Genomic DNA, 19,350 nt, shown 5'->3' with positions numbered 1-19,350 from the left:
ATCACACCTACGGCGGAGACTTGCGCAGTTTCAGCTGAATGGGGCCGTCATCATCCTTGGCCAAACGCATGTCGACATAACCAAGTTGTTCGGCGATGCGCGCCGAAGCGGCATGATCAGGGTCCATCATACAGACCAAGGGGCCCGTCACCACGCGGTCAAACCAGTCGTGGGCCGCCTGGGCCGCTTCAATGCCCAAGCCAACGCCCTGCGCCTCGGGCGCCAGAACCCAGCCTGCCTCCGGCACAGAATCGAAATCCTCACCCAAACCGCGCGCGCCAAAAAAGAACCCGACCTGCCCCACCAGCCGTTTGGTTGCATGTTCTTCGATGCCCCACTGGCCAAAGCCGGTCATCTGCCAGTGCCCTGCATTGATCAGGAATGATTTCCAGCTTTCGCTGCGATTGCGTGGTGCACCGCCAATGTAAACTGCAACCTCGGGCATGGCCCAAATCTCGGCAAATCGATCAAACTCGGCTGGTCGTATTGCGCGCAAGGTCACGCGCGCCGTGTTGATGGTCGGCACATGTCTGCCCATGGATGTTGTCCTGCCCGAACGTTTTGTCGTTTTGCATAACTTTGTCCGTGCACAACCTCCAAAGCAAGAGCGCATGATACATGCACAAAAAAACGGCGCCCTTTCGCACGAAAGAACGCCGTTTTGTCGGGCAGTTGCCCGGAATGCTTAGGAGGCTTTCGAGATAAAGCCCACTGCGTCGCCGAAGGTCTGGATGGTTTCGGCTGCGTCATCGGGGATCTCGATGCCGAACTCTTCTTCGAAGGCCATCACCAGTTCCACGGTGTCCAGGCTGTCTGCGCCCAGATCATCAATGAAGGACGCGTTTTCGCTGACCTTTTCTTCGTCCACACCCAGGTGCTCTACAACGATCTTTTTAACGCGATCGGCGATGTCGCTCATATGACTGTCCTCATTTTACCGGGGCAAATATTCGCGCCCCCAAGTGGTGTCCCCGTGCAAGCAGGGCTCTGGTCTTGCCCCCCTGGGGCGGTGAAGCAACAGACCATTTGCATGGTCTGCCGCCGGAATCTGCGCCGCCTATAGCACATCCCGTAAAGATGGCAATACGCGGCGTGTTAGCGCCTACAACATGGCCATGCCGCCATTGACGTGCAAGGTCGTGCCCGTGACGTAGGCCGCCTCGGGGCTGGCAAGGTACAGCGTTGCGGCGGCAATTTCATGCGCTTCGCCCATACGACCGGCAGGAATTTGCCCCATGATTCCAGTCTTTTGGTCGTCAGTCAGCTTATCCGTCATTGTCGTGGCAATGAACCCGGGCGCAATGGCGTTCACAGTAATGCCTCGGCTTGCCACCTCGTAGGCAAGGCTTTTGGACATGCCGACCATCCCGGCCTTGGAGGCCGCGTAATTCGCCTGACCCGGGTTGCCTGTGGCGCCCACAACCGAGCTGATATTCACGATCCTGCCCCAGCGCGACTTCATCATGCCGCGCATGACGCCTTTGCACAGTTTGAAGGTCGACGTCAGGTTCACGTTGATCACCGACTGCCATTCCTCGTCCGACATGCGCATAAAAAGGTTGTCCCGCGTGATGCCAGCGTTGTTCACAAGGATATCGACGGCCCCCATCGCCTCGATCGCCTGTTTCGGCAGGGCCTCCACGGCCTCCGGATCGCTCAGGTTGCACGGCAGCACATGCGCGCGTTCGCCAAGCTCTCCCGCCAGCGCCTCAAGCGGGTCAGTCCGCGTGCCGCTTAGGCCCACGGTCGCACCAGCAGCGTGCAAGGTGCGCGCGATCTCGGCCCCGATGCCGCCCGATGCGCCCGTGATCAGCGCGGATTTTCCTGTCAGATCAAACATATGAACCTCTTTCGTTAAGTCTGGGCCACGTCCATGTAGACGTCGCAAATATTCAGGGACGCGTCCTTGGCCATAAAGCGGTAGACCTCGCGCGCCCAACCGGTCCGCGTCAGATCCCGCGCCTCGACCTCTGCGGTCAGCGCCTGGTAAATGCGCGGCAGCGTATCAAAGGCGCCGTGATGGCGGATGTGGAGGGCCTGCGTTGCATCCACATCGAATATCTGGAAGCCCGGTAAGGGCTTCGGCAGCGGTACGCCGATCCTGATTTCCATATCGTCGCCGTTGACCCGGTACAGCGCCGTTTGGGGACCGGCAAAGAAGATACCCGCCTGCCCCAACAGCGCATCCATCCGCCCGAACACGTCCGGGATCAATTGGAACCGACGGGAAAACGGCACCGTATCGATCACACCACCTAAGGTTTCAGGCGGCAAGGTGACCAGATCAGCCATCAACGGCTGCCTTCACATCATCCGGTGTGCCCACAGGACGGGTTGCGATGGAGCGGTCGATGCGGCGGATCATGCCGGACAGCGCCTTGCCAGCGCCGATCTCCCAGATCTCGGTCACGCCTTGCTGGCCCATATACATCACCGTTTCACGCCAGCGCACCGAACCTGTCACCTGAGACACCAGATGTGCCCGCAATTCATCAGGGGTGCTGCATGCCGTGACCGTAACATTGGGAATCACGGGAACTGCAGGTGCATGGATATCAACCGCGCCAAGCGCATCGGCCATCGCGCGGGCTGCGGGCTCCATCAGGCTGCAATGAAACGGCGCAGAGACAGGCAGCATCACGGCGCGCTTTGCGCCCTTTTCCTTGGCGATCTCGACAGCCCGTTCAACGGCACCCAAGTGGCCGGACACGACCACCTGGCCGGGATCGTTGTCATTCGCGGCCTGACACACTTCACCCTGTGCCGCTTCGGAGGCTACGGCTGTTGCCGTTTCGAAATCCAGACCGAGCAAGGCTGCCATGGCCCCGACGCCAACCGGCACGGCCTCTTGCATGGCCTGCCCGCGTGTACGGAGCAATCGTGCGGTGTCAGCAACACTCAGCGCGCCAGCTGCACAGAGGGCGGAGTATTCACCAAGCGAGTGCCCTGCAACGAAGCTGGCCCTGTCGATACCGATCCCTTCCGCCTCAAGCGCACGCATGGCCGCCACGGACGTTGCCATCAGTGCCGGTTGTGCATTCTGGGTCAAGGTCAGCGTGTCCTGCTCCCCCTCCCAGATCAGCGTGCTCAACTTCTCGCCCAGCGCCTCGTCCACCTCGTCGAACACAGCGCGCGCTGCCGGGTAGGCATCTGCCAACGCCTTGCCCATCCCGATTGTCTGCGCACCCTGTCCCGGAAATACAAATGCCGCGCTCATGGCCTGCCCCCTCGTTGTCGTTTCCACCGGGTGTAAAGGCCATCCCCGCGCCAGACAAGGGATCGGTGCACGGCATATGTGCGGGAATTGCGTGTTGTCCCGCGCGCAGGTCGCATAACATTGAGGGCAAAGGTGTTAGACCTACACACAAACGCCCGGAGACCGCTTATGGCCCTCGCCAACACCGCCAACCGCTACGGCAGCCTGTCCAAGACCTTTCACTGGCTGACCGCCCTTCTGATCCTGACGCTTTTCCCGCTGGGTCTTGTCGCGAACAACATGGCTTATGAATTGCAGGCCATGTCCGCGCCTGCGGATGACTTGGTGGCCCGCACGGCGTGGCTTTTTTCGCTGCACAAGACATTGGGCGTCACCGTGTTCTTCGTGGCGCTGCTGCGCATCCTGTGGGCACTGAACCAGCCAAAGCCGGGCCTTCTGCACCCTGATCGCAAGCTGGAAAGTCTGGCTGCGGAAACCGTGCACTGGCTGCTGTATGGCAGTCTGGTTGTCGTGCCTTTGTCCGGATGGATCCACCACGCCGCGGCCAGCGGCTTTGCCCCGATCTGGTGGCCCTTTGGCCAGACCTTGCCACTGGTGCCCAAATCCGAAGCCGTTGCCGCGGCTATGGGCGGCGCGCACTGGGTGTTGACCAAGGTGCTGGGTGTCGCATTGCTTCTTCATATCGCGGGCGCGTTGAAACACCACGTCATTGATAAGGATGCCACCCTGCGCCGCATGTGGTTCGGGCGTACCGATGTGCCCCGGACCAGCCCCGAACACAAACATGCCGCACCGATCACAGCCGCGCTTGCCTTGTGGGCGCTTGCCTTGTCCGGCGGCGCAGCTCTGGGTGTATATGCACCGCACGGGGATGGGATCGCAGTCGCCGAATTGGAAGAGGTTCAGTCCGACTGGCAGGTCCAGGATGGCACATTGGCCATCACGGTCACCCAGCTTGGATCCGAAGTCGAAGGGCAATTCGCCGACTGGACCGCAGTGATCAGCTTTGACGAAACCATTGAAAACGGCACGGCCGGCGCGGTTGAGGTCACGGTGGCGATTGGCTCCCTTTCCTTAGGGTCGGTCACAGATCAGGCGATGGGGCCGGACTTCTTCAACTCGGCAGACTTCCCAACGGCCACGTTCACGGCAGATATCGTTACGGTGGTGGACGGGTACGAGGCGCAAGGAACGCTCACGATCAAAGGGCAGTCGATGCCGATCACCCTGCCCTTTGGTCTGTCGATCGACGGCGACACCGCCTCGATGACCGGAGGAGTAACGCTGGACCGCCGCAGCTTTGGCATCGGGGACAATATGGCGGACGAAAGCTCGCTTGCCTTTGCAGTCACCGTAGATGTCAGCCTGACAGCCCTGCGCGCAGCCGCGGAATAGAACTCCCCAGCTTCCCTGTTTCAAAAAATCCCCGCCGGAGGCATGTCGCAGGAGGGTCCGAAAAGGCCCTCCTGAATAAAATCGTGTCGCGCGCACGCGCGGCCTTTCGACAGCAACCACAAAAAAAGCCGCGCGAGAAAATCGCGCGGCTCTCAGATACTACGTGAGTGGTGATCTTACTCAGCCTTCTGGGCTTCGACCGAAATCTGCACCTGCACTTCGTCACCGACTGCCGGCGCGAAGGCGCCCAGATTGAAGTCGGACCGCAAGAGGGTTGTTGTGGCGTTAAAGCCAGCCCAGTCTTTCTGGTTCAGCGGGTTTGCACCCGCCTGGTTCAGCGTCGCGTCGAGAACAACAGATTTGGTCACGTCATTCATGGTCAGATCGCCTGTGATCTGCGCCGTGTCATCCCCGGTCAATTCGATGCCGGTTGATGTGAACGAAATCACATCTTCATCCGTGGCCCCAAAGAAATCATCGGACATGAAGTGGCCATCGCGCTGCTCCCACCCTGTGAACATCGATTTCGTAGGCATCGACACGGTCACGCTGGAATTGGCGGGATCTTCCTGATCAAACATGATCTCGCCTTCAAAGCCCGAGAACATGCCCCAAGTGGTCGAGAAACCGAGGTGGTTGTAGGAAAACAGCACCTGGCTGTGGCTTGAATCCAGCGTGTAGCGCTCTGCTGCGAAGGCGAAAGACGCAGTTGAGGCCAGCGCTGTGGCAAGAAGAAGGGATTTCATGGGGCGTGCTCCACAAGAGTTTATGTATGCAGACAAGATGTCGCATATTGCCGCAGAGGCAACTGCACATCCGTCAACATATCGTGCGCATGGCTGAACATCGCTCATGCGCATGGGGAGTGCCCGATTGAAATTTTAGAGTTTGCCAGCGTCCTGCAAGGCGCCATACAGGCTGGACCACGCATCCGGATCCGGCAGCGTTATTGCAGCCAGAAACGCGCCATTTGCCGCAGTCAATCGGATCACGTCACCGACAGCTTCCGCGCGCCCCAGATCACGGATGGCGATGCGACGGATCACCGAGCGGCGCCCGCGCGGTCGGGCGATGCGAACTTCGCGGCGCACGGTATCGATTTGCACTTCAGGGTCCTGCGCCTGGGGCTTGTCCTGCATCAAAGCGAGGCCCGCAAATCCGAGAAACAGGGACACGCCCAGCTTCATCAGCACAAGATCGACGGCCATTTGCGTGCCGGGTTCAATCCAAAGACCAAGCGATGTCAGAACAAGGACGGCACCAAATGCGCGGCTTGCGAGCCCCCTGGCCCCCAGCGACCACATGCGCATCCGCTTGGTTCCCTGTTTTTCGGCGTCGGTCAATGTATCGAATGTGGCAGTCATGGCAGTGATCCTCCAGCGTGTTGCCGTGACAATGTCGATCAAAAATGACTAAATTGCGGCCCATCCAAGGAAAGCCCATGATCACGCCGTGCGGCGCGATCTGCCCTTGCACCGCAGCGTCAAGAGTGTATACGAGCGCATCCCTGCAAACCCGTTTTGCCGCGCAGTCTCTCGTGACCATCCCGCAGGGCCTTGATGGATCGGTCTATGAAATGCGCCTTGATAGAAGTGGAGATATCCCATGCCTCTTTATGAGCATGTGATGATTGCCCGTCAGGACCTGTCGAACACGCAGGCCGAAGGGCTCATCGAACATTTTGGCACCGTTCTGGCCGACAATGGCGGTCAACTCGTGGACAACGAGTACTGGGGCGTCAAAACAATGGCCTACAAGATCAACAAGAACCGCAAGGGCCACTATGCCTATATGCGCACCAACGCACCGGCCCCCGCCGTGCAAGAGATGGAGCGCCTGATGCGCCTGCATGATGATGTCATGCGCGTTCTGACGATCAAAGTGGACGAGCATGCCGAAGGCCCCTCGATCCAGATGCAGAAACGTGACGAACGCGACAGCCGTCGCGAGCGCCGCTAAGAGAAAGGGAGCTAAACCATGGCTGCAAAACCGTTTTTCCGCCGTCGTAAAGTGTGCCCCTTCTCGGGCGAGAACGCACCTTCGATCGACTACAAGGACACGCGCCTGCTGCAACGCTACATTTCCGAGCGTGGCAAGATCGTGCCCAGCCGTATCACCGCCGTCTCGGCCAAGAAGCAACGCGAGCTGGCCCGTGCCATCAAGCGCGCCCGTTTCCTGGCCCTGCTGCCCTACGCCGTGAAATAAGGAGCGACTGACATGCAAGTTATCCTTCTCGAACGTGTGGCCAAACTGGGCCAGATGGGTGACGTCGTTGACGTCAAGCCTGGCTACGCCCGCAACTACCTGCTGCTGCAGAAAAAGGCGCTGGTCGCATCCAAAGCCAACATCGCAGACTTCGCAGCGCAGAAATCGCAGCTTGAAGCCCGCAACCTTGAAACCAAAAAAGAAGCCGAAGCGTTGGGTGAAAAGCTGGATGGCCAGCAGTTCATCGTGATTCGCCAAGCTTCGGACGGTGGCAACCTCTACGGCTCCGTCACGCCTCGTGACGCATCCGACGTTGCCACGGCTGAAGGTTTCAGCGTTGATCGCAAACAGGTTGTGATTCCGAACCCCATCAAGGAGCTGGGCCTGCACGATGTGCACATCACCCTGCACCCTGAAGTGGACGTGGTCATCCAGCTGAACGTCGCCCGCTCGGAAGAAGAAGCCGAGCTGCAGGCGTCGGGCAAATCGATCCAGGAGCTGGCCGCCGAAGAGGAAGCCGCTGCCGAGTTCGAAATCCAGGAACTGTTCGACGATATCGGTGCTGCCGCATCGGAAGACGAAGAGCTGGCAGAATCCGCAGGCATCGCACCCGAAGAGGCACCTGCCGAGGAAGATCCCAAGGACTGATCCACCTTCGGAATGAAACACGTAAACCGCGTCCCTTCGGGGCGCGGTTTTTTCTATGCCTCCCCCATTTGACCTTTGCGCATCGCGCAGCCAAGGTGCGCGCATGTTGCGACGCTTTGGCCTGTTCTTGCTATTACTTGCTGCCTGCGATGAGCCCGACCTGGGTCGCAACCCGGCAACGATTGTCATGGCCCCCCGCCCCCAGCCGCAGACCGAGGCCGAAATCGCCTTTGCCGCTGACCTGTTCAATGAGCTTCAGGCACAATCCATCGATGAAGGGCGTGAATATTGCGGGTTGATCGGTGTCGATGCCAGCGGGTCCTATGTCGCGACGACCGCCCGCCGTGGGGGAACCTCAACCTGTTTGCCGCCCTTGTCCGCGGGATCCAACATCACCGTTCTGGCCTCTTACCACACCCATGGCGCTTACGATCCGGAATACCTGACCGAGATCCCGTCCTATGATGATATCCGGACGGACATTGAGGATGGTACGGACGGCTATGTCGCCACGCCCGGCGGGCGTCTGTGGTATGTCGATGCCCGGGCCCAAGAGGCACGGCTTGTCTGTGGTGCGCGATGCCTGGTGAGTGACGCGGAGTTTGAGGAAGACCCCGCGTTTCCGGTACGTCCGCGATATTCGTTGCAGGATTTGAGTGGGTTCTGAGACGGGCCTTGTTGTGACCGACATATTGAATGGCTCAGGGATGCCCGACAGGAATATGGAGTGCGTATTGTCGCACGGACGCGATTGACTTAGCCGCGCACCATCAGAAAACGTAAAAAACTCGGACCAACAACCAAAACACTAAGAAGGAACCCAAGGAATGATTGCCTACGTCACCGTTGGTGTTGACGACATCGCTCTTGCTGAACGGTTTTATTCTGCGTTCTTGCCGGCGCTTGGTTACGGACTGGAGGAGTATCATGGGGACCTGAGTTACGCGCTCCCCGTCGAACCGGGCCAGTCTCTGGTTTCGCCGGAATTTTATGTCAAATCACCCTTCAATGGAGGGGCAGCCACCGCTGGGAACGGCACCATGGTTGCGTTCGAGGCCCGCAATCAACAACAGGTTCGTGACCTGCACGCTGCAGCCCTTGCCGCCGGCGGTATTGACGAGGGGCAGCCAGGCTTTCGCGCGTCCTATGGACCAAATTTCTATGTCAGCTATCTTCGCGACCCTCAGGGCAACAAGATCGCATTGTTCTCCAGCAATCCAGACGAACCGGGACGCGACGGATAGCGCGGGTTTCGCCGGCGGAACACGCGCCCGGTCCGCGTTTCAGGGCAAAAGTCAGCACACTTGTGGATCGTGGCGGAGCGTCTTGTTTTGCGCCGTCACGATCCTTCTCCAAAACCAATGCCCCTTACTTTGCTGGGATTGCGTCGCGCCGGGCAGACAGTGAGACTTCGCGCGCATTTTCAGGTTGCTGAGGGCGCTTTGCGGACAGGGTAAGACCGACCGACAAAGCGGCAACACCCAAACCGATGACACCGGCAATTGTGAGCGTCTCGCCAAAAAGCATCCATGCCATCACCATGGTCACCGGCGGTGACAGGTAGGTCAGACTGGCGACGCGCGGTGCGGGCATCCGACGCAGCAGGACAAACATCAGGCCGTAAGCGGCCAGCGACACGACGACGGCCAGCCATACGATGGCAAACACCAGATTGCCGTTCCATTCGGCCTGAAGCCCTTCGATACCCGCGGCCAAGGGCGCCAAGACCAGCAAAGATGCGAGGCAATGCAGGAAGGTCACCAACACCAAAGGTGCCTCGTTTTCGTTGCTGACGGTTGCGCTGCGGTCCACAAGCGACGCTATGGTGATCGAGATCACCGCAAGAAACGGCAAGGCATAGGCCAGAAACGCGCCGCCGAGAGCAATACCGTCTCTGATCACGATCGCTACGGCCACGAGACCAAGGCAAAGCCCGAGCCATTCGCGCGTGGCCACCCGTTCTCCGGTCATCCGTGCAGAGAGCGCGCCGGTCATGATCGGCTGCAAGGCCGTGATAAACGCCGCAAGACCCGCAGACAGCCCCAGATCAATCGCACCCAACACAGCGGCCAACCACCCCGCATGTGCCAGTGCGCCAACAACCATGTGCCGTGCGACCACGCAGCGCGGCATCCTTTGCCATTGCCGCAGGATACTGACCAGAACCCCGAGGATCAGCACCACCAAGAGGTAACGCCAAAACAGGATCGTGAACGTTCCCGCGTAGTCGAGGCCAAATTTGGCCCCTACAAACCCCGAACTCCAAAGCACGACAAAGAGCGGGCACAGGACCGGGATGCCCATCATGCGCGCGCTCATCTCGCGCCCCCCTTGCCGTCGACAATGCGCTGGTAGCGCGTCAGATCATCCAGTTCCATGTAAACCTGTTGGAAGTGCCGAACGCCTTCGTCATCATCAAAGGCGTCCCGCCCATGCAGTACACGATGATTGTTGATCAGCAGGATTTCACCCGGTTCACACCGATAGGACAGCCGGTTTTCAGGGGCATTCACCCGGGCCGCAAGGGCACGCCACGCATCATACCATTGTGGCACCAGATCGAAGGGCACGGTGCGCAACGGCTGCACCGTCCAGTTGGCATATCGCAGGATCACCAATTCCCCCGCATTGTTCAGGATCACCGGCGGGAATTGCGACAGCGTGTCTGCCTTTCCTGACCACAACCGGAATTCCACGTCATGGGTGGTCAGAACCTCAAGAGCCTCGGAGTTTTCGTCGCGCAGTTGCGCCACGACCTGCGCACCATCCACATATTGCGACGCCCCACCCGCCACATCGTTCTGCAGGCAATGGAACACCATCACATTGGGCGGCCATGAGTAGCCCGAGCAATCCGTGTGCAAAGGCAATGCTGCATTGGTAAAACCCAGCGTGTAGGGATCAACGCTGACGCGAATGTTGGCAACCCGATCGAATGCGGTCTCGCGGACATGGGCCAGATGCTCGGCAAAGCGCTCAACCTCGCCCTGCTCGGTCGGCACGTCGATCATCCGCACCAGGCCGAAACGCTGAAAGTCGGCGATCATGGCAACTGCCGTGTGCGGATCATTCATTACGTGCTGGTAGGAAAAGCTGCGCAGTTCCCGCGTGTTGATGTCGAACCGCTGATCCGAACGGCAATTGTCGCGCAGCCACTGATAGTGGAACCGCGACAGGCCACCGTGCGCCCAATGCACGGTCAGATGGTCGGTGTTGAGATCCGTGACGATAACGCTTGGTGACGTGAAGTGCGTGTCGTGCTTGCCCACGGGGAATCTCCTTTGCTGAGCTGTACCCATAGAATTGGAGCGACCGGTGCTTTTCAGAAGATGTCACTTATGCGAACCTCCTTTGCGTAAAACGCAAAGCCATGCAGATCGCAAAAAGGGTGGATCATGGACCTCATCGGTGACTTGGAACTCATGCAGGACCTTGCGGAGCTGGGCAGCTTTTCGGCCGTGGGTCGTCAGAGATCACAGGCCGCGTCGAGCATCGCGCGCCGTCTGGATCGGCTTGAAGCCCATGTTGGGGAACGTTTGTTCAACCGCGCCCCGACGGGGCTTTTCCTCACTGCCGCTGGCGCGCGCAAACTGGTGGACGCACGGGAACTGACCGCGGCCGCCGCTGCCTTTGCCGAGCGTGACGAGGACAACGGCCAGCTCAGAGGCCACATAGCAATATCGGCGCCGTCCCGGTTGGGTGAAGTCTGCATCGCACCGATCGTCGGTGCGTTCCTTGAAACACATCCGGCCGTGTCGATTGACTTGCATCTGACGGACGCAGTTCAGGATCTGGACCGAGGCAGGATTGACCTTGCCGTTCGGATCGGCGGCACATCGGAGAACCATCATATCATCCAGCGGATCGCCAACAATCGCCGGACCCTTGTTGCCGCCCCCGCTTACCTTGAGCACCGCGGACCGATAGTGGCCGTCGAAGACTTGGACGGCTGTGACGGGTTACTCTTGGGAGACGCGCCATCCTGGCGGTTGCTGGGCCCCGGCGGTCAATCTTACCTGGCCAAGCCACGGGCGCGGCTCAAATGCGTGTCGGGCGATATTGTTCGCACCATGTGCGTTGCGGGTCTGGGTGTTGCGCTCAAATCCTATTGGGATGTTCAAAGCGCGCTTGTGGATGGCACGCTGGTGGAAATTCTGCCGGATTGGACCCAGGCGAACCCTATGGACGTGATGATCGTGATGCCGGACCGCAGGCTAACCTCTGCAACACTGCACGCCTTCCGCGAGATGCTTGAAAAGCGGCTGAAATCCATGCTGGCTGTGCCATCGGCATAGGCTGACGCCGACGACATTCCTGATGGCGGGCGCAAACTACTCGCGCGTCCAAGGTCCGTGCGCGAACTCGAATTGAGGACGGAACGCGGCACTTGAGCCGTCATATTTCAAATCCAGATAGCTGGAACGGGCCCAAAAACGCTGCGATGGGTCATCAGCATCGCTGGCGGCGGTTCCAACGTCGGGCCCTTCCGCAGGTCCGATCGTTCTGGGAACGAGTAAGCACCGGTCGCTGTTTCGGTTGCAGATCAGCACGCCGGGCAAGCCGCGGTTCGGTTCGTTGACGATCTCGAAGTACTGGCGGGAGTCATTTGAATTGCAGCCGAACAACTGTATGAAAGGCGGCTCCTCCGCGCTGAGCCCAGTGTCAATTCCAAGACAGGACTGCCCTTCGCTGCCTTGATGATTGCGCCAGACCAACCGGATAGAACCAAAATGCGCCTCGACGGGAACCACCTCGAATGACTGATCATTGAAGTCGCCATCAGCAGTGGCGCACGCCTGCGTACGCACATTCAGCGGGGTTTGCTCTGGAAGGTCGGCAACGGTGATGCACGCATTCTGGTTGGCGCTAAAGAGTTGGTGTGTGGAGTACGGGCTTCCGAACTTTTTACGTCTGCGCAGCTTTGCAGAGTTACGCTGGGTGACATTGTTGCCCGGCGCTGCATTGGGATCAACAGAGAAAACTTCGAATGGTCCAAAGCCCAGAAAGCTGGAATCGACCACTTGCAGCTCAAACGTATTGCGCGGTTCGCAGCGCGACGGCAGGTCGGTCAAGAACCGCAGCAAGACAAGCTTGCATGTATGCGATGTGCCGTCACCGCGCGTGCAATTGAAGAACTCGGACGCGGCGCAATCGGACTCGAATGTTTCGACCGTGATGTCGATGCGTGCCCGGCTCCGCCTCAACCGATAAGGCTTGTAGTGGCCGGTATGCAGGCAAGCCGAGGCGGATCAGGTTGTTCGCGCGAATGTCCAGTTTGCCGCGCCGCCCAATCGCGGCATGAGTGCTGGAAAGGGGCGCTGCCCGGTTGCTTCAAGAGTTACCGTGGCATCGCGCAGTTCCGCAACGTCATCCCTTTCCTTGACGTCTGTTCCGACGCGCAGCACGGAATAGTCGATCAGCTCGATCACGTAGGACGTCAGTGAGGGCGTTCTGTTGTCGGATCGGCCAAACTCTTGTGCGGCCACCGTTCCCGCACCGAAATACCAAAGCAACAAGGATAGAAATTGGTTTCCCAAAGACTTTCACAATAACTTCCCGGTCCGTCAGGGTTGGCACAAAGAAATCGTTAAATAATGACTAGCATATCGCAGCCGGACCAAAGCGCACTCTGGCGTTGCAGCTGATCAGGTGGGCCGCATCAGCAGAAGGTCATTGCCGTCAACACGTTGAGCCCACTCAAAACGAAAAAGGGCCACGCCAAGTGGCGCAGCCCTAAGATACTTTTGGAAGAGACGGCGACTTAGTCTTCGTTTTCCAACGCTTCGACGGCCTTTTGAAGATCGTCCTTGCTGACATCCTTGTCCTTCACCGATGCGTTTTCGACGATGTGGTCAACCACCTTGTCCTCGAACAGCGGGGCGCGCAGTTGCTGTTGCATCTGCTGGTTCTGCTGAACGAATTCAAAGAACTGGCGTTCCTGGCCCGGATACTGACGCGCCTGCTGCATAATGGCTTGGCTCATCTCGGCGTCGGTCACTTCGACCTCGGCCTTCTGGCCCAGTTCGGCCAGCAGCAGGCCAAGACGCACGCGGCGCTCGGCCAGCGTGTTGTGTTCGTCTGTCGGCTCGACCTCAGGGTGGTCATGCCCTTCGACATCGGGGTTTTCCTCGTGCCACAGCTGGTGCGCAATCTGCTTGGCTTCGGCTTCGACCAGCGACGGCGGCAGGTCGAACTTCACGATGTCATCCAGTTGGTCAAGCAGCGCGCGTTTCATGACCGCGCGCGCGGCACCGCCATATTCACCTTCCAGCTGTTCGGTGATGCGGGACTTCAGACCGTCCAGATCTTCGGCCCCGTATTTCTTGGCCAGCTCGTCGTCGATCTCAGCGGCAACGGGTTCTTTCACTTCCTTAATGGTGCAATCGAACACGGCCTCTTTGCCGGCCAAGTTCTCAGCCTGATAATCGTCGGGGAAAGAAACAGTTACGGCCTTTTCTTCACCTGCTTTCGCGCCCACAAGCTGCTCTTCGAAGCCGGGGATGAAAGAGTTGGAACCCAGTGCAAGAGGGTAATCCTCGGCTGAGCCACCTTCGAAGGCTTCGCCGTCGACCTTGCCCACGAAGTCCATGACGACCTGATCGCCGTCCTTGGCCTTGGAGCCTTTCTTGCGCGCTTTGAAGTCCTGCGCGTTTTCGGCCAGCGACCCCAGCGTTTCCTCGACCGCGGTATCGTCGGCTTTCACAACCAGGCGTTCCAGCTTGATCTTGCCCATTTCGACCTCGGGGATCTCGGGCAGCGCCTCATAGGACATCTCGACATTCACGTCGTCGCCCTCTTTCCAGTCCTCGTTGGTCATCTTGACCTCGGGCTGCATGGCGGGCCGATCGCCGCTATCTTCGAAATGCTTGTTCATGGCACCGTCGATACTTTCCTGCATCGCTTCGCCCATCAGGCGCTGGCCGAACTGCTTTTTCAGCAGGGCCATGGGCACCTTGCCCTTGCGAAAGCCCTTCATCTCGACGTCGGGCTGAGCCTCGGTCAGCTTTTCGTTGACCTTGTCGTCCAGCTCGGCGGCGGTCACGGTGATGGCATAGCCGCGTTTCAGCCCTTCGTTCAGCGTCTCGGTGACCTGCATGTGTGCTCCCATAGCATTAAAGCCCCGTCCATGGGGGCTGATCGGAAATTCGCGCCCTTCTATGCAGCGTGGATGCGGTGTGCAAGGGGATTGGCGCATGTCACGTAAAAATGGGTAGATTGGACGCGCCGGACGGATTGATCCGCGAGGGCTTGCAACGCTCGTGCGCCACCACAAGGCGACCACACAGCAACTTTTTGGTGCGGGCGGGGAGACTCGAACTCCCACACCTTGCGGCGCCAGAACCTAAATCTGGTGCGTCTACCAATTCCGCCACGCCCGCAACTCCGGCCCCTTTAGCAAAGCAATTGCAAGGATGCGAGACGTATTTGCGCAAAAACCACGCGACATTAAGGGCGTGTTCAGCTATTGTGCCCGTAACCTAGAGGCAGGTTACAGAAAGAGACGCCATGAAACCGAATACGGTCGGGCGCGAAACGGGCACAACGATGCCCCCTTTGCGCATTGATATTGCACATGTCGGGCTTGTGTCCGGCACCCTTATCCTAACAGCGGACGGTGAAATCCCGGTCGAGTATCTCTCGGCCGGTGACAGGATCATCACGCGGAACGCAGGCCTTGTGCCGCTGAACGCAAGCCAGTCCTATCGCACAACAGACGAGGCGGTGAAGATCGCCGCGGGGGCGTTGGGTGATACCAAGCCCACCCACAGTGTCATCATCCCCGCCGCTCAGATGGTGCTTGTGCGCGACTGGCGCGCCAAGGCCTTGCGCGGGGCAGCGCAAGCGGTGATGCCAGCCGGGTGCCTGATCGATAACGAATTCATCACGTCGCTGGGCCCGCGCGAAATGACGCTGGTGCGGCTTGGGTTCGAAGCACCCCACATCATTTACGCGGATGGGCTGGAATTGTCCGTACCGGCAATGGCCCTGTCGGGTGCCGCGGCAGCCTAAACGCCGACATCGCGCAGCACCCGCGGTAGCATCTCGGGCAGATCCTCGGCGATCAGGCCCGGGCCGAACCTGCGCGCGCATTCAATATGTAGCCACGCGGCGGTTCCGGCTGCCGCCATTGGTTCAAGCCCGCGGGCCAACAGGCCCGTGATGAACCCGGCCAGCAAGTCCCCCGCCCCGGCTGTGGCCAACCAAGGGGCTTCACGCCCATAGGCCGCTGCATGGACAAAGCAACGCCCATCGGGGTGCGCGATCACCGTGTCATGCCCCTTGAATACAACCACGGCACCGCAACGTGCCGCGGCGTGCCGGGTTGCATCCACTTTTGAATACGCCGGCCCTTGATCCGGTATCGCCTGAAGGCTTGCGGCGATATCGGGGAAAAGGCGCGCAAACTCTCCACCATGTGGGGTAAGAATTGCGTTTTCATTCAATGCCTCCAATCGCGTTGCGTCCTGGGCAATGAGCGTCAGACTGTCGGCGTCGAAAACGACGCGACGCGTAAAGCGGAGATGTCCTCCGCCCAAGATGACATCCAAGAGCGCAGCTGCCTGGTCATGCAGCCCAAGGCCGGGCCCGACACATAGCGCATTTATCCGTTGGTCTTCCAGGACACCGCTCAATGCATGCGCATCGCTTACCCGCGTGAGCATCAAGGCCGTGATCTGTGAGGCAACCTCCATTTGAGCCGCAGGCGGCACACCCAACGTCACCAGCCCTGCGCCAATCCGCAATGCACCGCGGGCTGCCAGGCGCGCGGCCCCGGTTCGCCCTGCACCCCCGGTCAGGATCATGGCATGACCGTGGTCGAACTTGTGTTGGAACCTGTGCTTATTGATGTTTGGGCGATCTATTTCGGTAATGTCCAAGAGGCGGACCAATTGTTCTTCTGCAACCTCAGCAGGCAGGTTCTCGTCCAATCCAATGGGCTTGACCCGGACGACGTCGGGCGTGAAGGGGAGGCTCATGTAAACACCAACCTTGGCGCGATGAAATGTAACGATCAAGTCGGCGACCAGTGAAACGGGACCGATCTGTTTGCCACTGTCGGAACAGATCCCGGATGGCACGTCGATAGCAACGTTCCTGCTGAACATGCGATCCGCCAATTGCTGCACCTGCCACTGGAATACATCCTGGAACTCGGCTGGCAAGGCACGTCTCAGCCCGGTCCCGAACCCACCATCCACAAACAGATCCATGGTTTCGAAGGCTTTATTCATATTGCGCATGTCGGATACCTGGCCCACCTCGCGCCACCGCTCGCAATTGGTTTTCGCATCCGATGGAAGCCTCTCGGCGTCGCCGTATAGGAACACCTCCACCGTCCAGCCAAGATCAGCCAGCAATCGCGCCAAGACAAATCCGTCGCCACCATTGTTGCCGGGACCGCAAAGAACCACAGCCCGATGCGCACCCTCGCTCAGCTCAGGCCATTCCTCGAAGACACCCTCGACAACGCCGGCTCCGGCACGCTCCATCAGCTCGAGGCCAGTCACCTGTCCCGACTCAATCGCGGCCTGTTCAATGGCCCGCATCTGGGCCTGGGTCAGCAGCTCAGTCATGCGCAAATCCTCAAAGTTTTCAAAACGCCCAATTTTTATGCGCGTCGCCTAATTTGAGGGCGCATACCTCACAATCGCGTCTCATCCCCAGCAATCTCTACAGCATGCCATGGACGCCCCAAACCACAAATGGTCCACCGCCAACACAAGGCGCGACAAAGGGAGGCAGCCCCATGAAAAAGATCGAAGCGATCATCAAGCCCTTCAAGCTTGATGAAGTCAAAGAGGCACTGCAAGAGGTCGGTGTCCAGGGTCTGTCCGTGATCGAGGTCAAGGGATTTGGCCGCCAGAAAGGTCACACGGAACTTTATCGCGGTGCCGAGTATGTGGTCGACTTTCTGCCAAAGGTAAAAGTCGAGGTCGTTCTGGACGACGATCAGGTCGATGCCGCCATCGAAGCCATCGTCGACGCCGCCAAGACCGAGAAAATCGGTGACGGCAAGATTTTCGTATCACCCATCGAACAAACCATTCGCATCCGTACCGGCGAGACCGGCTCGGACGCGCTCTAAACTCTACTCAAAGACAGGAAGGATCCATAGGAAATGGCCAACCCCGTTCTCGATATGATCAAGGAAGAAGGCGCCGAGTACGTCGACATCCGTTTCACAGACCCGCGTGGCAAGCTGCAGCACGTGACCGTCATGGCCGACCAGGTCGATGAGGATTTCCTTGAAGAAGGCTTTATGTTCGACGGCTCGTCGATCGCGGGCTGGAAGTCGATCGAAGCGTCCGACATGAAACTGATGCCCGACCAGGCCAGCGCCTATGTCGATCCCTTCTATGCCGAGAAAACCATCTGCGTGCACTGCTCCATTGTAGAGCCGGACACAGGTGAGGCCTATGAGCGCGACCCACGCGGCACCGCCGAAAAAGCCGAAGCTTACCTGAAATCCACAGGTATCGGCGACGCGGCATACATGGGCCCCGAAGCTGAATTTTTCCTGTTTGATGATGTGCGCTATTCCAACAGCATCAACAAAGTGTCCTACGAAGTCGATGCAACCGACGCATCGTGGAACACCGACACCGAGTATGAAATGGGCAACATGGGCCACCGTCCCGGCGTCAAGGGCGGTTACTTCCCTGTAAACCCAACGGACGAAAGCCAGGACCTGCGTTCTGAGATGCTGTCCACCATGAAGCGTCTGGGCATGAAGGTCGACAAGCACCACCACGAAGTGGCGTCCTGTCAGCACGAGCTGGGCCTGATCTTTGACAGCCTGACCAAGCAGGCAGACGAGCTGCAGAAGTACAAGTATGTCATCCACAACGTTGCCGCCGCCTACGGCAAATCGGCTACGTTCATGCCCAAGCCCATCGCGGGCGACAACGGCACCGGCATGCACGTGAACATGTCGATCTGGAAAGATGGCAAGCCGCTCTTTGCTGGCGACAAATATGCCGACCTGTCGGATGAGGCGCTGTTCTTCATCGGTGGTGTTCTGAAGCATGCCAAAGCGCTGAACGCCTTCACCAACCCGTCGACCAACAGCTACAAGCGCCTGATCCCGGGCTTCGAAGCGCCTGTGCTGCGCGCCTACTCGGCCCGCAACCGCTCGGGCTGCGTCCGGATCCCATGGACCGAGTCGCCCAAAGCCAAGCGCGTCGAGGCCCGCTTCCCCGACCCGTCGGCGAACCCCTACCTGTGCTTCGCGGCCCTGCTGATGGCTGGCCTCGACGGTATCCAGAACAAGATCCACCCGGGCGAGCCTTCGGACAAGGACCTGTACGATCTGCCGCCAGAAGAGCTGGCCGGCATCCCGACAGTTTGCGGCAGCTTGCGCGAAGCGATGCAAGAGCTGGAAGCCGACATGGACTTCCTTCTGGCCGGTGACGTGTTCACCAAAGACCAGATTGAAGGTTACATCGCACTGAAGATGGAAGAGATCGAAACATACGAACACACGCCCCACCCGGTCGAGTTCGGCATGTACTACAGCTGCTAAGCTGTTAACCGATCAAACGAGTTTTGGAGGGGCGCCCGCAACGGCGCCCCTTTTTCGTATACGGAGCCATACCGCAAAGAGCGGTCACGTTTGACCCAGAACCATTCTGTTTTAGCCGCATGTCATTAGATGACGCGGCGCGGTCGCATGCGGCAATTTCAGTAAAAACCACATGTCGCGTCACGGCTGCGCGACCGTCAACCCGCCACGCGATACAGCATCTCCGCAAGATCGGCGATGACTTGCTCATATGACGTCTTGGACGCCCTAAGGTCCTGAATTCCTTACTTGCATCCGCTACCAGCAGTTAAGACTATGGCAGCATTACAGAACTATTTTAGCCAGGTGACCATATTATGAC

General features: G+C 59.1%; 23 protein-coding genes and 1 tRNA gene. 10 read left to right on the top strand and 14 right to left on the bottom strand.

Translation table 11 applies throughout. The annotated features are described in order from the left end of the window. Positions 1-7 precede the first annotated feature (7 nt). From AC53L6_RS16925 to fabD, 5 genes are all read right to left on the bottom strand, one after another. Positions 8-538, bottom strand: a complete 531-nt coding sequence (locus tag AC53L6_RS16925) for a GNAT family N-acetyltransferase (RefSeq protein ID WP_496908705.1) — start codon at positions 536-538, stop codon at positions 8-10. 147 nt (positions 539-685) lie between these two features. Then, positions 686-919 (bottom strand): acyl carrier protein, encoded by a 234-nt coding sequence (locus AC53L6_RS16920; protein ID WP_189368668.1) that lies wholly within the window; start codon positions 917-919, stop codon positions 686-688. A 183-nt stretch (positions 920-1,102) separates the two neighbouring features. Next, on the bottom strand, positions 1,103-1,840 hold the full coding sequence (gene fabG, locus AC53L6_RS16915; protein ID WP_496908704.1) for a 3-oxoacyl-[acyl-carrier-protein] reductase: 738 nt from the start codon (positions 1,838-1,840) through the stop codon (positions 1,103-1,105). 14 nt (positions 1,841-1,854) lie between these two features. Next, positions 1,855-2,292 carry a GyrI-like domain-containing protein gene (locus AC53L6_RS16910; protein ID WP_496908703.1) on the bottom strand — a complete coding sequence of 146 codons (438 nt, stop codon included), beginning with the start codon at positions 2,290-2,292 and terminating at the stop codon, positions 1,855-1,857. Then, complete coding sequence (fabD, locus tag AC53L6_RS16905) at positions 2,285-3,217, bottom strand: ACP S-malonyltransferase (protein WP_496908702.1); 933 nt, start codon at positions 3,215-3,217, stop codon at positions 2,285-2,287. Before fabD ends, AC53L6_RS16910 begins: the two co-directional genes overlap by 8 nt. A gap of 168 nt (positions 3,218-3,385) precedes the next feature. Between fabD and AC53L6_RS16900 the strand changes: the two genes are divergently transcribed. Continuing rightward, positions 3,386-4,612 (top strand): cytochrome b/b6 domain-containing protein, encoded by a 1,227-nt coding sequence (locus tag AC53L6_RS16900; protein WP_496908701.1) that lies wholly within the window; start codon positions 3,386-3,388, stop codon positions 4,610-4,612. A gap of 176 nt (positions 4,613-4,788) precedes the next feature. Here the strand turns inward: AC53L6_RS16900 and AC53L6_RS16895 are convergent, their stop codons facing one another. Both AC53L6_RS16895 and AC53L6_RS16890 read right to left on the bottom strand, forming a co-directional pair. After that, the gene (locus AC53L6_RS16895) at positions 4,789-5,358 is read right to left on the bottom strand and encodes a YceI family protein (RefSeq protein WP_299206654.1); all 570 of its coding nucleotides are present in this window, start codon (positions 5,356-5,358) and stop codon (positions 4,789-4,791) included. A 135-nt stretch (positions 5,359-5,493) separates the two neighbouring features. Next, complete coding sequence (locus tag AC53L6_RS16890) at positions 5,494-5,976, bottom strand: hypothetical protein (RefSeq protein ID WP_299703104.1); 483 nt, start codon at positions 5,974-5,976, stop codon at positions 5,494-5,496. Between the two features lie 241 nt (positions 5,977-6,217). Between AC53L6_RS16890 and rpsF the strand changes: the two genes are divergently transcribed. The 5 genes from rpsF to AC53L6_RS16865 all read left to right on the top strand — a co-directional run bounded on the left by rpsF (position 6,218) and on the right by AC53L6_RS16865 (position 8,709). Continuing rightward, positions 6,218-6,571, top strand: coding sequence for a 30S ribosomal protein S6 (gene rpsF, locus AC53L6_RS16885; RefSeq protein ID WP_299206658.1), 354 nt, complete (start codon positions 6,218-6,220; stop codon positions 6,569-6,571). Positions 6,572-6,589: 18 nt separating this feature from the next. Continuing rightward, positions 6,590-6,817: a 30S ribosomal protein S18 gene (gene rpsR, locus AC53L6_RS16880; RefSeq protein WP_299206661.1), complete on the top strand. Its 228-nt coding sequence runs from the start codon at positions 6,590-6,592 to the stop codon at positions 6,815-6,817. 12 nt (positions 6,818-6,829) lie between these two features. Beyond that, complete coding sequence (gene rplI / locus AC53L6_RS16875; RefSeq protein ID WP_299703107.1) at positions 6,830-7,465, top strand: 50S ribosomal protein L9; 636 nt, start codon at positions 6,830-6,832, stop codon at positions 7,463-7,465. A 103-nt stretch (positions 7,466-7,568) separates the two neighbouring features. Next, positions 7,569-8,132: a DUF4329 domain-containing protein gene (locus tag AC53L6_RS16870; RefSeq protein WP_496908700.1), complete on the top strand. Its 564-nt coding sequence runs from the start codon at positions 7,569-7,571 to the stop codon at positions 8,130-8,132. Between the two features lie 160 nt (positions 8,133-8,292). Continuing rightward, complete coding sequence (locus tag AC53L6_RS16865; protein WP_496908699.1) at positions 8,293-8,709, top strand: VOC family protein; 417 nt, start codon at positions 8,293-8,295, stop codon at positions 8,707-8,709. A gap of 124 nt (positions 8,710-8,833) precedes the next feature. Here AC53L6_RS16865 and AC53L6_RS16860 read toward each other — a convergent pair whose 3' ends face one another. Continuing rightward, positions 8,834-9,784, bottom strand: coding sequence for a DMT family transporter (locus AC53L6_RS16860; protein WP_496908698.1), 951 nt, complete (start codon positions 9,782-9,784; stop codon positions 8,834-8,836). Then, positions 9,781-10,734: a TauD/TfdA family dioxygenase gene (locus AC53L6_RS16855; RefSeq protein ID WP_496908697.1), complete on the bottom strand. Its 954-nt coding sequence runs from the start codon at positions 10,732-10,734 to the stop codon at positions 9,781-9,783. Before AC53L6_RS16855 ends, AC53L6_RS16860 begins: the two co-directional genes overlap by 4 nt. 126 nt (positions 10,735-10,860) lie before the next feature. On the opposite strand from AC53L6_RS16855, the gene AC53L6_RS16850 reads away from it, so the two are divergent. Further along, on the top strand, positions 10,861-11,760 hold the full coding sequence (locus AC53L6_RS16850; RefSeq protein ID WP_496908696.1) for a LysR family transcriptional regulator: 900 nt from the start codon (positions 10,861-10,863) through the stop codon (positions 11,758-11,760). A 36-nt stretch (positions 11,761-11,796) separates the two neighbouring features. Here AC53L6_RS16850 and AC53L6_RS16845 read toward each other — a convergent pair whose 3' ends face one another. The 4 genes from AC53L6_RS16845 to AC53L6_RS16830 form a co-directional block, all read right to left on the bottom strand. Then, positions 11,797-12,537 (bottom strand): DNA-directed RNA polymerase subunit beta family protein, encoded by a 741-nt coding sequence (locus tag AC53L6_RS16845; RefSeq protein WP_496908695.1) that lies wholly within the window; start codon positions 12,535-12,537, stop codon positions 11,797-11,799. Positions 12,538-12,714: 177 nt separating this feature from the next. After that, positions 12,715-12,978, bottom strand: a complete 264-nt coding sequence (locus AC53L6_RS16840) for a hypothetical protein (protein WP_496908694.1) — start codon at positions 12,976-12,978, stop codon at positions 12,715-12,717. A 248-nt stretch (positions 12,979-13,226) separates the two neighbouring features. Beyond that, positions 13,227-14,561: a trigger factor gene (gene tig, locus AC53L6_RS16835; RefSeq protein ID WP_496908693.1), complete on the bottom strand. Its 1,335-nt coding sequence runs from the start codon at positions 14,559-14,561 to the stop codon at positions 13,227-13,229. Between the two features lie 198 nt (positions 14,562-14,759). Further along, positions 14,760-14,844: transfer RNA gene (locus AC53L6_RS16830), tRNA-Leu, on the bottom strand. Between the two features lie 127 nt (positions 14,845-14,971). On the opposite strand from AC53L6_RS16830, the gene AC53L6_RS16825 reads away from it, so the two are divergent. Then, positions 14,972-15,475 (top strand): Hint domain-containing protein, encoded by a 504-nt coding sequence (locus AC53L6_RS16825; RefSeq protein ID WP_496908692.1) that lies wholly within the window; start codon positions 14,972-14,974, stop codon positions 15,473-15,475. Here AC53L6_RS16825 and AC53L6_RS16820 read toward each other — a convergent pair. Further along, positions 15,472-17,040: an NAD(P)H-hydrate dehydratase gene (locus AC53L6_RS16820; RefSeq protein ID WP_496908691.1), complete on the bottom strand. Its 1,569-nt coding sequence runs from the start codon at positions 17,038-17,040 to the stop codon at positions 15,472-15,474. The genes AC53L6_RS16825 and AC53L6_RS16820 overlap by 4 nt on opposite strands. 173 nt (positions 17,041-17,213) lie before the next feature. Between AC53L6_RS16820 and AC53L6_RS16815 the strand changes: the two genes are divergently transcribed. Together AC53L6_RS16815 and glnA are read left to right on the top strand one after the other, a co-directional pair. Then, entirely contained in the window at positions 17,214-17,552 is a 339-nt protein-coding gene (locus AC53L6_RS16815) for a P-II family nitrogen regulator (RefSeq protein ID WP_189368693.1), read from the top strand. A 33-nt stretch (positions 17,553-17,585) separates the two neighbouring features. Continuing rightward, complete coding sequence (gene glnA, locus AC53L6_RS16810) at positions 17,586-18,989, top strand: type I glutamate--ammonia ligase (RefSeq protein ID WP_299206686.1); 1,404 nt, start codon at positions 17,586-17,588, stop codon at positions 18,987-18,989. The last annotated feature ends 361 nt before the right edge of the window (positions 18,990-19,350 follow it).

It is taken from the genome of Tateyamaria sp. LSS28 (assembly GCF_059611725.1).
This window is presented reverse-complemented; position numbering and strand designations above follow the sequence as displayed.